The following is a 12,770-nucleotide window of genomic DNA, read 5'->3' as shown; positions in this document are numbered from 1 at the left end:
GGCGGCGTCAGGCGCCAAGTATGGCAGCGGCTCTGCGCGCGGCGAAGCGAACGGCTAGAATGCGGCCATGTCCGTTTTGCCCACGCCTCTGGCCAACCAACTGCTGATTGCGCTTCCGGCGCTGTCCGACCCCACCTTTTCGCGCAGCGTCGCGCTGATCTGTCAGCACGACGAGAACGGCGCCATGGGCGTGCTGGTCAACCGGCCCTCCGAATACACCCTGGGCGAAGTGTTGTCGCAGATGGGCATCGACACCGACGACGAGCCGCTGCGCGAGCAGGTCGTGCTCAGCGGCGGGCCGGTGCATCCCGAGCGCGGTTTCGTGATCCATGACGATGCGCGCGAATGGGATTCCAGCCTGGAAGTGGGGCAGGGCGTGTTCCTGACCACCTCGCGCGACATCCTCGAAGCGATGGCGGCCGGCAACGGCCCGCGTAATGCGCTGGTCGCCTTGGGCTGCGCGGGTTGGGGCGCCGGCCAGCTGGAATTCGAGCTGGGCGAGAACAGCTGGCTCACCGCGCCGTCGGATGCCAATGTGCTGTTTGCGACCGCGCTGGAAGATCGCTGGCAGACCGCTGCCGGGCGCATCGGCGTGGACCTGTTCCGGCTCACGGATTATTCCGGGCATGCCTGAGGCGGGCGCGATTCGCCCCGATGGCACGGTGCTGGGCTTCGACGTGGGGTCGCGCCGGATCGGCGTGGCAGTCGGAACCGCGCTCGGTGCCGGCGCGCGCGCGGTGGCCGTCATCAATGTGCATGCCAACGGCCCGGACTGGGTTGCGCTGGACCGCGTCTACAAGCAATGGCAACCGGATGGTCTGGTGGTCGGCGACCCGCTCACGCTGGACGACAAGGACCAACCCGCCCGCAAACGCGCACACGCGTTCGCCCGCCAGCTGCGCGAGCGCTACGCGCGACCGGTTGTGCTGATCGACGAGCGCTCCAGTTCGGTTGAGGCTGCGCAGCGTTTCGCGCGCGAGCGTGCCGATGGGCGCAAGCGCCGCCGCGATGCCGAAGCGCTCGATGCGATGGCCGCCGCGGTGATCGTCGAACGCTGGTTGGCCGCGCCCGACCAAGCCACCTTTCTTCCTTGACTCCCGACCTGCGATGACCACCATGCAACTCGATTCGGACGGACGCCCGCGCCACCTGCTCACCCTGGAAGGACTGCCGCGCACCACCCTGCTGCAATTGCTCGACCGCGCCGGCCAGATCCGCGATGCGGCGGTCGGGCGTGTGGGCAAGCGCAGCGTGCTGGCGGGCACGGCGGTGTGCACGCTGTTCTTCGAACCCTCCACGCGCACGCGCAGCTCCTTCCATCTGGCGGCGCAGCGGCTGGGCGCGGACGTGCTCAATTTCGATGCATCCACCTCCTCCACCCGCAAGGGCGAAACCGCACGCGACACCTTGAAGAATCTCGAAGCGATGGGCGTGCGCGGCTTCGTGGTGCGTCACCCCGACGACGGCGCGGTGGAAGCGCTGGCCGCAGCCGCGGGCGAGGGCACCGCGTTGATCAATGCCGGCGACGGGCGTAGCGCGCATCCCACCCAGGGCCTGCTCGACATGCTCACCCTGCGCCAGGCCAAGGGCACCGATTTTTCCAAGCTCAAGGTCGTCATCGTCGGCGACGTCAAGCACTCGCGCGTGGCGCGCTCGGACCTGCATGCCTTGCGCACGCTGGGCGCCGGCGAGATCCGCGTCTGCGGCCCGGCCAGCCTGCTGCCCGATGACGGCATACTGGAGGGCTGCGTGGTCGGCCAGGATTTCGATGCGATGCTCGAAGGTGCCGATGCGCTGATGATGCTGCGCCTGCAGCGCGAGCGCATGGAAGAAGGCCTGGTGCCCTCGCTGGAGCAGTACCACGCCGAATACGGTCTGACCCGCGAGCGCCTGGCGCGTGCCGGCCGCGACGCCGCGGTGCTGCACCCGGGCCCGATCAACCGCGGCGTGGAAATCACCGATGAAGTGGCCGACGGCGCGCAATCCTGCGTGCTACGGCAGGTCGCCAACGGCGTCGCCGTGCGCATGGCCGTGCTGGAAACCCTGCTCGGCTGAGCACGGCTGCGCATGCCTCTTGTTAGCCGCTCCACGAGCGGCAATGCCACCTCGCAACCAACGCGCGGTGGCCTTTGATCCATGCATCGGTGATTGCGAAGAGACAGCCGCTTCTCCCCGAACGTACATCGTGGCCCGTTGCGCGGTGACGTTCGATGCGCAACGTCATGCGTGCAGACAAACAGTCGCTTGCTGCCTAACGTGCCCGGCGGTCTGCTCTTGCGAATCCCGAATCCCGAATCCCAGCACCACCAGCTAACACCCACTCACCTATCGTGAGCGCTCCTTTCAGCGCAGGAGATTGCAATGGGTATTTCACGTCACGCCACCGCCCACTGGGAAGGCGACCTCAAGACCGGCAAGGGCCAGCTCAGCACGCCACAGAGCGGCCTGATGGACAACACCCGTTATGCCTTCAGCAGCCGCTTCGGCGACGAGAAGGGCACCAATCCGGAAGAGCTCATCGCCGCTGCGCATGCCGGCTGTTTCACCATGGCGTTGTCTGCGCAGTTGACCGAAGCCGGTTTTCCGCCGGCCTCGCTGGATACGCGCGCCGATGTGGATCTATCGATGGAAGGCGGCCCGCAGTTGTCGCAGATTCGCCTCAAGCTCAAGGCCGTGGTGCCGGGCATCGACGAGGCCAAGTTCCGCGAGCTGGCCGACAGCGCCAAGAAAAATTGCCCGGTGTCCAAGGCGCTGAGCGCCGTGCCGATCAGCCTGGAAAGCGAGTTTTCCAACTAGTGCCGATACCGCTGCGACGCGTCGGCGTAGACGCCCGGCGCGCGCAGCTGGCGGCAACCTGAATAGGGCTTTTCGTGGCCGGGTTGGTTCAGTGCGGTTTCACTGGCGCAGGCCGAGCATCGGCAGCGTGTCCTCCCTATGAAGCTGCCGCAATGAAAACTCTCGTGCTTGGTGCTCTGGTGATGGGTCTGGTCGTGGCGGGCAATGCCACGGCACAGCGCTATGACAGCGGCTACGAGGATGGCCGCTACGAATACGCGCGCGTCGTGCGCGTGGATCCGATCATCGTTGCCGACTCGTACAACGAACGCACCAGCGAACGTTGCTACGATCGTCCCGCCGACGGTTACTACACCAGCAATGACGGGTACTACCGCGACGGTGGCTATGCTCAGGCCGGTGTGTCCAATCGCGGCGTTGCCAGCGTCATCGGCGGCATTGCGGGCGCCGTTCTCGGCAGCCAGGTCGGCGGCGGCAATGGTCGTCTGGTCGGCACCGCCGTGGGCACCATGGCGGGCGTCGCGGCGGGACGCTCGATCTACGAGGCCAATCACCGCACGTATCAGGGCAATGTGAGGGTGTGCGAGCCGGTGTCCTACCGTCGCGAGCGCGACCGTGTGGATGGATATGACGTCACCTACGAATACGCCGGCCGCACTTACCACACGCGTAGCGACTACAACCCGGGCGACCGTATCCGGGTGCGCGTGGACGTTCGCCCTGACTGATCGGTGCCGGATGCATGCGGTGCCGCTGGTTCCGGCATCTGGCTGAAAAAGAACGCTGCGGGCAACCGCAGCGTTCTTGCGTTTTGCGCGGTGATTGCGGCCTGCAATAGCGCCTCAACAATGCTTCGGCGCTGATCGATGCCGGGCGCCTTGCTGTTTCACGCAAGCGTTGATGCCCGGTGCACCGGCCGTGATCAGAAATTGGCAGCACCTGCAGGCCATCCCGCTGCGTTGGATCCGTGCGCAGCAGCGTTGCTGCCGCTCTAAGCCCAGTCCAACGTGCCGCGAATCACCGTCTGCACCTGGCCACCCGACCACACGTCACCATCTGCGTCGATGTTCAGTTCCAACAGGGCATCGAAGCCGATTTCGCGGCCCTGGCTGACGACATAACGACGGTCGGTGCCGGGCAATGCGTCACGGCTGTCCAGCCATGCGGCGAGGACCGCATTGGCCGCGCCGGACGCCGCATCCTCGAAACGCCGGCCATTGCCGACGAAGGCACGTACCGCCAGATCGTAGGTGCCTGGCGCGTTGGCGCGTGCATACGCAAACACGCCCATGCTGCCGGTGGATTCTGCCAATCCGGCAATCGCGTCCCAGTCCGGCTGCAGGCCGCGCAACGCCGCTTCGCTGGCGAGTTCGACCACCCACCAGGTGCGGCCGCCGTCCATCAGCGCAGGCGGTAGCGTGCCCAGCGGCCAGCCCTGCAAGGCATCGCGCAGGCGCGGATCGTCGGCATTCACCTGCTCGGCCACGCGCGCGCGTGGCGTGCGGATCGCGATGCTGCGGTGGCTGCCGCGCTGCTCGACGCGCAGCGGCAACCGACCCGCGATGCCGTCCTGCACCAGGACGCCGTCCTGTGGTGCGGCCAGGCCGGCTTCGAGCACGGCATGTGCAGTGCCCACGCTGGGATGGCCGGCAAACGGCACCTCTTTTTGCGGCGAAAACATGCGCAGCCGGTAGCTGCTGTGTGCGCCTTCGGCGGGAAAGACGAAGGTGGTTTCCGGCAGCTTGGTCCAGCGTGCGATGGCCTGCATCGCCGCATCGTCCAGGCCCTGCGCATCCAGCACCACCGCCAGCGGATTGCCGCTGCCGGGGCGTGCGGAGAACACATCCAATTGCAGGAAACGGCGAGTGGTCATGAGCGTCGATCCGCGGTGAGGGCGCGGCAGCTTACCAATCGATGCGGCCGTCGATCACCTGCTGCGTCGCTCCGCCAATCCAGACTTCGCCTTGCGCGTCCACCTCCACATGGACACGGCCGTCGCGGCCAACCTCGCGGCCCTGGCTGGCGAGGTAGCGCGATCCCGCCCCGGGCAGGCGGCCTTCGCCGTGCAAGCGTGCGGCAATACAGGCATTGGCGCTGCCGGTGACCGGGTCTTCCGCAATGCCATCGCCCGGGCAGAACGCGCGGACGACCAGGTCGGCATCGCCATCGTGCACGGGCGCGTAGATGGCCAGGCCAACGGCGGCGCTGGCCTGGGTCAGGCGCGCGATGGCGGCAAGGTCCGGGGCTGCCTGCCGTACCGCCTGCGCGTCGGCCAATTCCTGCAGCCACCAGTTCGGGCCGTTGTTCCAGAGCGCGGCAGGCTGCGCACTCGCGCGCAGGCCAGTGCAGGCGGCACGAAGCGCCTGGGCGTACGTGTCGCCCGTGTCGATGGTGCGTGCGCGCGGTGCGCGCAGTCGTACCAGCAAGGCGCCGTGCCGGTCGAATACCTCGACCGGCAGCACGCCGGCCGCACATTGCTGGCGCAGCCGGCCGTCGGGCTTGTACGCGGTCACGCCGTGGGTCACCGCCGCCCACGCTGCGCCGACGCTGGGGTGGCCGGCAAATGGCAGCTCGGCACGCGGGGTGAAGATGCGGATGTGGTAGTCGGCATCGGGCACGCTGACCGGCAGGAAGAAGATGGTCTCGGACAGATCCAGCCACGCGGCGATCTGCTGCATCTGCGCAGACGACAACGTCTCTGCATTGAAGACCACGCCCAGCGGGTTGCCGCTGCCGGCCCGGGCGGCGAAAACATCCAGTTGCAGATAGCGGTGCTTGCTCATGCTGGGGAAATCTCGATCGAAGGGAGCGCGGCGATGGTTGCAGTGCAAACCGATACGGCAGTGGACGTGCGACGGAACGCTGTGATCGCACTCGGGGTCATGCGAGCGGCATTGGCAGTAGAATCGGAGGTTCCGCTCGGCATCCCGGGCATCTTCCCCCCATCCTAAACGCCTATCTCAATGTCAGCTCCCCACTCTACCGATCGTTGGATCGTCCTCAAGTTCGGCGGCACTTCGGTGTCGCGTCGTCATCGCTGGGACACGATTGGAAAACTGGCGAGCAAACGGGCGAACGAGACCGGCGGTCGCGTGCTGGTGGTGGTGTCCGCATTGTCGGGCGTGACCAACGAGCTCACCGCCATTGCCGACGGCGCCGCCGATAGCGCACAGCGCGTGGCGGCACTGGACCAACGCCATCGCGACTTCCTGGCCGAGCTCGAACTGGACGCCGATGCGGTGCTGGGCGAACGACTGGCCGCGCTGCATGCTTTGCTGGGCGACGCGCGCGCTGCAACGCGCACGCTGGAGTGGCAGGCCGAGGTGTTGGGGCAGGGCGAGTTGCTGTCCTCCACCATCGGTGCGGCGTATCTGCATGCCAGCGGCCTGGACATGGGCTGGCTGGATGCGCGCCAGTGGCTGTCGGCGCTGCCGCCGCAGCCCAATCAGAGCGAATGGTCCAAGCGCCTGTCGGTGTCGTGCCAGTGGCAGTCCGATGCGGAGTGGCGCACGCGTTTCGCCGCGCAGCCGACACGCTTGCTGATCACGCAAGGTTTCATTTCGCGGCATGCCGATGGCGGCACAGCGATTCTGGGACGTGGCGGTTCGGATACCTCGGCGGCGTACTTCGGTGCGCTGCTCGGCGCCAGCCGGGTGGAAATCTGGACCGACGTGCCCGGCATGTTCAGCGCCAACCCGAAGGAAGTGCCCGACGCACGCCTGCTGACCCGGCTGGATTACTACGAAGCGCAGGAGATCGCCACCACCGGCGCCAAGGTGCTGCATCCGCGTTCGATCAAGCCGTGCCGCGATTCCGGCGTGCCGATGGCGATCCTGGACACCGAACGCCCGGATCTGCCGGGCACCAGCATCGATGGCAATGCCGAGCCGGTGTTGGGCGTCAAGGCGATCAGCCGCCGCAACGGCATCGTGCTGGTGTCGATGGAAGGTATCGGCATGTGGCAGCAGGTCGGCTTCCTGGCCGATGTGTTCACGCTGTTCAAGAAGCATGGCCTGTCGGTGGATCTGATCGGTTCGGCCGAGACCAACGTCACCGTGTCGCTGGATCCTTCGGAAAACCTGGTCAACACCGATGTGCTGGCGGCGTTGTCGGCGGATCTGTCGCAGATCTGCAAGGTCAAGATCATCGTGCCGTGCGCGGCCATCACGCTGGTCGGGCGCGGCATGCGTTCGCTGCTGCACAAGCTCTCCGATGTGTGGGCCACGTTCGGGCAGGAACGCGTGCACATGATTTCGCAGTCGTCCAACGACTTGAACCTGACTTTCGTCATCGATGAAGCCGATGCCGACGGTTTGCTGCCGATCCTGCACGCGGAACTGATCGACAGCGGCGCGATGCCGGTCAGCGAGGGCGAGGTATTCGGCCCGCGCTGGCGGCAGATCATCGGCTCGGTACGTCCGCGTCCCACGCCGTGGTGGCATGCCGAGCGCGCGCATCTGCTGTCGCTGTCCAAGGCCGGCACGCCGCGTTACGCGTACCACCTGCCCACGGTGCGCGCGCGTGCGCATGCGCTGGCGCAGATTGCCGCGGTGGATCAGCGCTATTACGCGATCAAGGCCAATGCGCATCCGGCCATCTTGATGGCGCTGGAACAGGCCGGCTTCGGGCTGGAATGCGTCTCGCACGGCGAATTGCGCCGCGTATTCCAGGCGCTGCCGGAACTGTCGCCGCGGCGCGTGCTGTTCACGCCGAGCTTTGCGCTCAAGGCCGAATACGAAGCGGCCTTCGCGCTGGGCGTGACGGTGACCGTGGACAACGTCGAAGCGCTGCGCAACTGGCCCGAGGTGTTCCGTGGCCGCAATATCTGGCTGCGCATCGATCTGGGGCACGGCGACGGGCACCACGAGAAGGTCAACACCGGCGGCAAAGCGTCCAAGTTCGGCCTGTCGTCCACGCGCGTGGATGAATTTGTCGAGGTGGCGCGCACGCTCGAACTCACCATCACCGGCGTGCATGCGCATCTGGGCAGTGGCGTGGAGACCGGCGAGCACTGGCGGATGATGTACGACGAGTTGGCCGGCTTCGCGCGCCGTATCGGCACGGTGGAAACCATCGATATCGGTGGCGGCCTGCCGATTCCGTACAGCGCCGAAGACGAGCCGTTCGATCTGGAGGTGTGGGCCAAGGGCCTGGCCGAGGTCAAGGCCGTGCATCCGGGCTACCGCCTGGCGATCGAGCCGGGCCGCTATCTGGTGGCAGAAGCCGGCGTATTGCTGGCTAGCGTCACCCAGGTGATCGAGAAGGACGGCGTGCACCGCGTGGGCCTGGATGCGGGCATGAACACTTTGATTCGCCCGGCGTTGTACGACGCCTGGCACGACATCGAAAACCTCAGCCAACTCGACGCGCCGGCCGATGGTACGTTCGATATCGTCGGGCCGATCTGCGAATCGTCGGACGTGTTCGGCAAGCGTCGCCGGCTGCCTGCGACCACCGCGCCGGGCGATGTGGTGCTGGTCGCCGATGCCGGTGCCTACGGCTACTCGATGGCCAGCACCTACAATCAGCGCGAATTGCCGCGCGAAGAGGTGATCGATGCGCCCACTGGCTGAGTTCGTCGCACTCAGCACGTTGGCCGGTGGCGTGGCGATGGTGTTTTCCACCGCCATCGACATCGCCGGGCAACCGGCCCCGTGGACCGATAGCTTGAAGTGGGCAATCCCCGCGTTGGTCGCTGCCGGCATCGGCGCGTGGAGCGCAGCGCTCTGGCAGCGTCGGCGTGCCCAGCGGGCACGAGCGCAGCACGCCGGCGGCATGGCATTGCGCACCGTGGTGCTGGGTGCGCTTGGCTATCTGCCGGCGCTGCTGCTGTATCTGCTGGTCGCGTTGGCCATCACCGGCGACGCAACGGTGATTCGCTCGGACGTGATGCTGCTGCTGTTCGTGATCGGTTGCCTGCCGCTGCTATGGGCGGCGGTGCCGTTTTCCATGATTGAATATGTCCTGTGCCGACGTTATCTGCGTCGTGTACGTGTTTCTGCAGGTAGTCCATGAGCGCTTTCGACAAACATCAGATGTCCACCTTCCGTTTCGTGCGTTGCGCACTCGACGCGCAGACCGGCGTGGCCACGCTGGTGTATGCCTTCGATCAAGGCCCGGAGCTGGTCGAGACCGTGGCAGTGCCGGGCGCCCCTTTTGTGCTGGAAGGCGCGCAGGCGACTGCCGTGCAACAGGCGTTGCGGCTGCTGCATCTCATTGCAGGGGTCAGTTATTTCAAGGCTGCTGTGCCGCCGAACATCGCCATCGACAGCTACGCCATCGATGCCGAGACGGCCGCGCTGGTGGAAAGCGTGTATCTGCACGGCCTGGGCGAATTTGCCTACCGAAATGGCTTGCATCTGCACGGCAAGATCCACTTCCCGGTGGCGGCGCAGGCCTCTGCCGCCGCGCCGGCAGTGGGGTTGCGCGAGCATGCGCTGGTGGCGATCGGTGGCGGCAAGGATTCGCTGGTCAGCATCGAGGCGCTGCGCCAGGCCGGCGTGGCGCAGACCGTCAGCTGGATCGGCGGTTCGCAACTGATCCGTGCCTGTGCAGAACGCACCGGTTTGCCGGTCCTCAACATCGGCCGCGTGCTGGCACCGGAATTATTCGAACTCAATCGCCAGGGCGCGTGGAACGGGCATATCCCGGTGACCGCGGTGAACTCGGCCATCCTGGTGCTGGCGGCGCTGCTCAACGGGGTGGACCAGGTGGTGTTCTCCAACGAACGTTCGGCCAGCTACGGCAGCCAGATTCCCGGCACCGGCGAGGTCAATCACCAGTGGTCCAAGGGCTGGGCGTTCGAGCAGGCATTCGGCGATTACGTGCAGCGGCATGTGGCGGCCGATCTGCGCTATTACTCGTTGCTGCGGCCGCTGTCCGAGTTGGCGGTGGCGCGGCAATTCGCCAAGACCGATCACTACGACGCGCACTTTTCCAGCTGCAACCGCAACTTCCACATCATGGGCGAGCGCCCGGTGCATCGCTGGTGCGGCGTGTGCCCGAAATGCCATTTCGTGTTCCTGGCGCTGGCGCCGTTCATGCCCAAGACGCGGTTGGTCAACATCTTCGGACGCAATCTGCTCGACGATGCGACCCAGGCCGGCGGCTACGACGCGCTGCTGGAATTCCAGGACCACAAGCCGTTCGAATGCGTGGGCGAAGGCCGCGAATCGCGCGCGGCGATGGCGGTGCTGGCCAGCCGCGCCGAGTGGAAGGAGGACGCGTTGGTGAAGCGCTTCATCCGTGACATCCAGCCGCAACTCGACCCAAGTGATCTGCAGGTCGAGCCACTCATGGCCATCGATGGCGAGCACCGGGTTCCGTCGACGCTGTGGGAGCGCGTGCGTGCGAATTTCGCAGCTTGAAGGCAAGACCGTTGCGTTGTGGGGCTGGGGGCGCGAAGGACGCGCAGCGTATCGTGCGCTGCGCGCGCAGCTGCCGACGCAAGCGCTGACGGTGTTCTGCAACGCCGAAGAGGCGCGCGAGATCGAGGCGCTGGCAGATGCGGCCTTGCAGGTGGAAACCGATGCCAGCGCGCAGGCGCTTGGGCGATTCGAGATCGTGGTGAAGTCGCCCGGCATCAGCCCGTATCGCGCCGAGGCACTGGCAGCTACCGCGCAGGGTACGTGCTTCATCGGCGGCACCGCGTTGTGGTTTGCCGAACACGCGCAGGCGGACGGCAGCGTGCCTGGCGTCATTTGCGTGACCGGCACCAAGGGCAAGAGCACCACCACCGCGCTGCTGGCGCACCTGCTGCGCGCGGCCGGGCATCGCACCGCATTGGTCGGCAATATCGGCCAGCCCTTGCTGGAAGTGCTGGCACCGCAGCCGCCACCGGCGTATTGGGCGATCGAGTTGTCCAGCTACCAGACCGGCGATGTCGGGCGCAGCGGCGCGCGCCCCGAGCTGGCGCTGGTGTTGAATCTGTTTCCCGAGCATCTGGACTGGCATGGCGACGAAGCGCGCTATGTGCGCGACAAGCTGTCGCTGGTAACCGAAGGCCGGCCGCGGATTGTCTTGCTCAACGCTGCCGACCCGCTGCTTGCCGGGTTGCAGTTACCCGATAGCCAGGTGCGTTGGTTCAATCATTCCGCCGGCTGGCATCTGCGTGGCGACGTGGTGTACCGCGGCGAGCAGGCCATTTTCGATACCGCCGATGTGCCGCTGCCGGGCGAGCACAACCGCCGCAACCTGTGCGCGGTGCTGGCGGCGGTAGAGGCCTTGGGCCTGGATGCGGCGGCACTTGCGCCGGCGGCAGCGAGCTTTCGTCCATTGCCGAACCGCTTGCAGTGGCTGGGAAGCGTGGATGGCATCGGCTACGTCAACGATTCGATCAGCACCACCCCTCATGCCTCGCTGGCGGCACTGGCGTGCTTTGCGCAGCGACGCGTGGCGCTACTGGTTGGTGGCCATGATCGCGGGCTGGATTGGCACGATTTCGCCCAGCAGATGGCGCAGCGGGCGCCGCTGGAAATCGTGACCATGGGCGCCAACGGCCCACGCATCCATGCATTGCTGGCGCCGCTGGCCGAGGCGGGGCGCTTCGGCTTGCATGCGGCCAACGATCTCGAACACGCCATGGGACTGGCGCGCGCTGCGCTGGGCGAGCAGGGCGGCGTGGTGCTGCTCTCGCCGGGGGCGCCCAGCTTCGGCGCCTACAGCGACTACGTAGCCCGCGGCCGGCATTTCGCCCAGCTGGCAGGGTTCGATCCGGCAGCGATCAGCGCGATTGACGGATTGGGTATCCACTAGAAGCCGCCGACAGGAACCGGCGCGGTTCACCTCCAGGCAGGCGCGGCCGTGATGTCTCACCCCGATAGCGCCGCTCCTGAGCGCTGTCCAAGGTTCACCTGAGGGCTGTCCGCTACGTGTTGCTGCCTGGCCCAGTTCCGAGGCCAAGGCGTTGCCCGGGTCGCCCCGAAAACCGTAGCTCGCCACGGATGCGGATGCGGATACGCCCGGTGCGCTTGGCCCAGCCAACTGGCCGCGCCGCTGCCGGCCGCGCCGATGATGACCCCTCCTGCACGGTGCCAGCGCCTACACTCGCCACACCATCCTGGGAGCAAGCACATGTACAAGCAACGGACATGGCGTGGCGTTGGGTTGATCGGTGTCCTGGCTTCGCTGGCCTTCCCCGCAGCAGCGGCGATGCAGGCCAAGCCGCTGGAATGGAAGATCGGCAAGGACACCTACAGCGGCGTGCTGGTGTACGACGATGCCGGCGATGCCAAGCGCCCGGGCCTGGTGATGGTGCCCAACTGGCGCGGTGTCAACGACTCGGCGGTGACCAAGGCCAAGCAGCTGGCCGGCGACGATTACGTGGTGCTGGTGGCCGACGTGTACGGCAAGGGCAAGCGCCCGGCCAATGACAGCGAGGCTGGGCAATTCGCTGGCGCCCTGAAAAAGGATCCGCCGGAGCTGCGCGCACGCGCGCTCAAAGCGGTAGAGGTGCTCAAGGCGCAGGCCGGCAAGGCGCCGTTGGACGCAGCGCGCATCGGTGCGGTGGGCTTCTGCTTCGGCGGTACCACGGTGCTGGAACTGGTGCGCTCAGGCGCGCAGCTGGCCGGTGTGGTCAGCCTGCATGGCGGCATCGCGACTCCCAGCCCGGCCGCCGCCGGCTCGGCCAGGACGCCGCTGCTGGTGCTCAACGGTGCCGACGACAAGAGCGTGAGCAAGGCGGATATCGCCGCGTTCGAAACCGAAATGAATGCCGCCGGCGCGGATTGGCAATTCGTCAATTTCAGCGGCGCGGTGCATTGCTTTGCCGAGGCAGATGCCAACAGCCCGCCGGGCTGCCTGTACAACCCGCGCGCGGCCAAGCGGGCGTATCGCATGCTGGGCGATTTCTTCGACGAGCGGTTTGGGCGATAAGCCGGGATTGGGGGATTGGGGAGTCGGGACTCGCAAGAGCGAAGTCCCGTCTTTCAGCGAATCAAACCCCTGAGTTTTTGCTCGGGGGTTGCGCTGATCAA

Annotated in this window: 12 protein-coding genes; 10 read left to right on the top strand and 2 right to left on the bottom strand. The window is 66.5% G+C overall.

Annotation, left to right across the window (positions count from 1 at the left end; genetic code table 11):
* Nucleotides 1-67 precede the first annotated feature (67 nt).
* The 5 genes from FLG15_RS14650 (at nt 68) to FLG15_RS14630 (ending at nt 3,524) form a co-directional block, all read left to right on the top strand.
* The gene (locus tag FLG15_RS14650) at nt 68-634 is read left to right on the top strand and encodes a YqgE/AlgH family protein (RefSeq protein WP_003489930.1); all 567 of its coding nucleotides are present in this window, start codon (nt 68-70) and stop codon (nt 632-634) included.
* Nucleotides 627-1,094 (top strand): Holliday junction resolvase RuvX, encoded by a 468-nt coding sequence (ruvX, locus tag FLG15_RS14645; protein ID WP_057679631.1) that lies wholly within the window; start codon nt 627-629, stop codon nt 1,092-1,094. Before FLG15_RS14650 ends, ruvX begins: the two co-directional genes overlap by 8 nt.
* 13 nt (nt 1,095-1,107) lie before the next feature.
* Nucleotides 1,108-2,055 (top strand): aspartate carbamoyltransferase catalytic subunit, encoded by a 948-nt coding sequence (locus FLG15_RS14640; RefSeq protein WP_057679632.1) that lies wholly within the window; start codon nt 1,108-1,110, stop codon nt 2,053-2,055.
* 306 nt (nt 2,056-2,361) lie between these two features.
* Complete coding sequence (locus tag FLG15_RS14635) at nt 2,362-2,796, top strand: OsmC family protein (protein ID WP_057679633.1); 435 nt, start codon at nt 2,362-2,364, stop codon at nt 2,794-2,796.
* 152 nt (nt 2,797-2,948) lie between these two features.
* Entirely contained in the window at nt 2,949-3,524 is a 576-nt protein-coding gene (locus tag FLG15_RS14630) for a glycine zipper 2TM domain-containing protein (RefSeq protein ID WP_017157223.1), read from the top strand.
* A 263-nt stretch (nt 3,525-3,787) separates the two neighbouring features.
* On the opposite strand, the gene FLG15_RS14625 is transcribed toward FLG15_RS14630, so the two are convergent.
* A complete protein-coding gene (locus tag FLG15_RS14625) occupies nt 3,788-4,669 on the bottom strand; it encodes a PhzF family phenazine biosynthesis protein (protein WP_057679634.1) in 882 nt (293 codons plus the stop codon).
* A 31-nt stretch (nt 4,670-4,700) separates the two neighbouring features.
* The gene (locus FLG15_RS14620; protein WP_057679635.1) at nt 4,701-5,579 is read right to left on the bottom strand and encodes a PhzF family phenazine biosynthesis protein; all 879 of its coding nucleotides are present in this window, start codon (nt 5,577-5,579) and stop codon (nt 4,701-4,703) included.
* 180 nt (nt 5,580-5,759) lie between these two features.
* On the opposite strand from FLG15_RS14620, the gene FLG15_RS14615 reads away from it, so the two are divergent.
* The 5 genes from FLG15_RS14615 to FLG15_RS14595 all read left to right on the top strand — a co-directional run bounded on the left by FLG15_RS14615 (nt 5,760) and on the right by FLG15_RS14595 (nt 12,669).
* Nucleotides 5,760-8,369: a bifunctional aspartate kinase/diaminopimelate decarboxylase gene (locus tag FLG15_RS14615; protein ID WP_057686969.1), complete on the top strand. Its 2,610-nt coding sequence runs from the start codon at nt 5,760-5,762 to the stop codon at nt 8,367-8,369.
* Nucleotides 8,353-8,811, top strand: a complete 459-nt coding sequence (locus tag FLG15_RS14610; RefSeq protein WP_017157219.1) for a hypothetical protein — start codon at nt 8,353-8,355, stop codon at nt 8,809-8,811. The genes FLG15_RS14615 and FLG15_RS14610 overlap by 17 nt, the downstream gene beginning before the upstream one ends.
* Nucleotides 8,808-10,163: a UDP-N-acetyl-alpha-D-muramoyl-L-alanyl-L-glutamate epimerase gene (murL, locus tag FLG15_RS14605; RefSeq protein WP_150146648.1), complete on the top strand. Its 1,356-nt coding sequence runs from the start codon at nt 8,808-8,810 to the stop codon at nt 10,161-10,163. The genes FLG15_RS14610 and murL overlap by 4 nt, the downstream gene beginning before the upstream one ends.
* Nucleotides 10,144-11,550, top strand: coding sequence for a UDP-N-acetylmuramoyl-L-alanine--D-glutamate ligase (murD, locus tag FLG15_RS14600; protein WP_057677926.1), 1,407 nt, complete (start codon nt 10,144-10,146; stop codon nt 11,548-11,550). The genes murL and murD overlap by 20 nt, the downstream gene beginning before the upstream one ends.
* A gap of 318 nt (nt 11,551-11,868) precedes the next feature.
* The gene (locus FLG15_RS14595) at nt 11,869-12,669 is read left to right on the top strand and encodes a dienelactone hydrolase family protein (protein WP_017157216.1); all 801 of its coding nucleotides are present in this window, start codon (nt 11,869-11,871) and stop codon (nt 12,667-12,669) included.
* The last annotated feature ends 101 nt before the right edge of the window (nt 12,670-12,770 follow it).

Source organism: Xanthomonas phaseoli pv. dieffenbachiae, assembly GCF_008639345.1.
GTDB lineage: Bacteria > Pseudomonadota > Gammaproteobacteria > Xanthomonadales > Xanthomonadaceae > Xanthomonas > Xanthomonas phaseoli.
The sequence above is the reverse complement of the archived record's forward strand: the minus strand, read 5'-3'. Positions and strand labels throughout refer to the sequence as shown.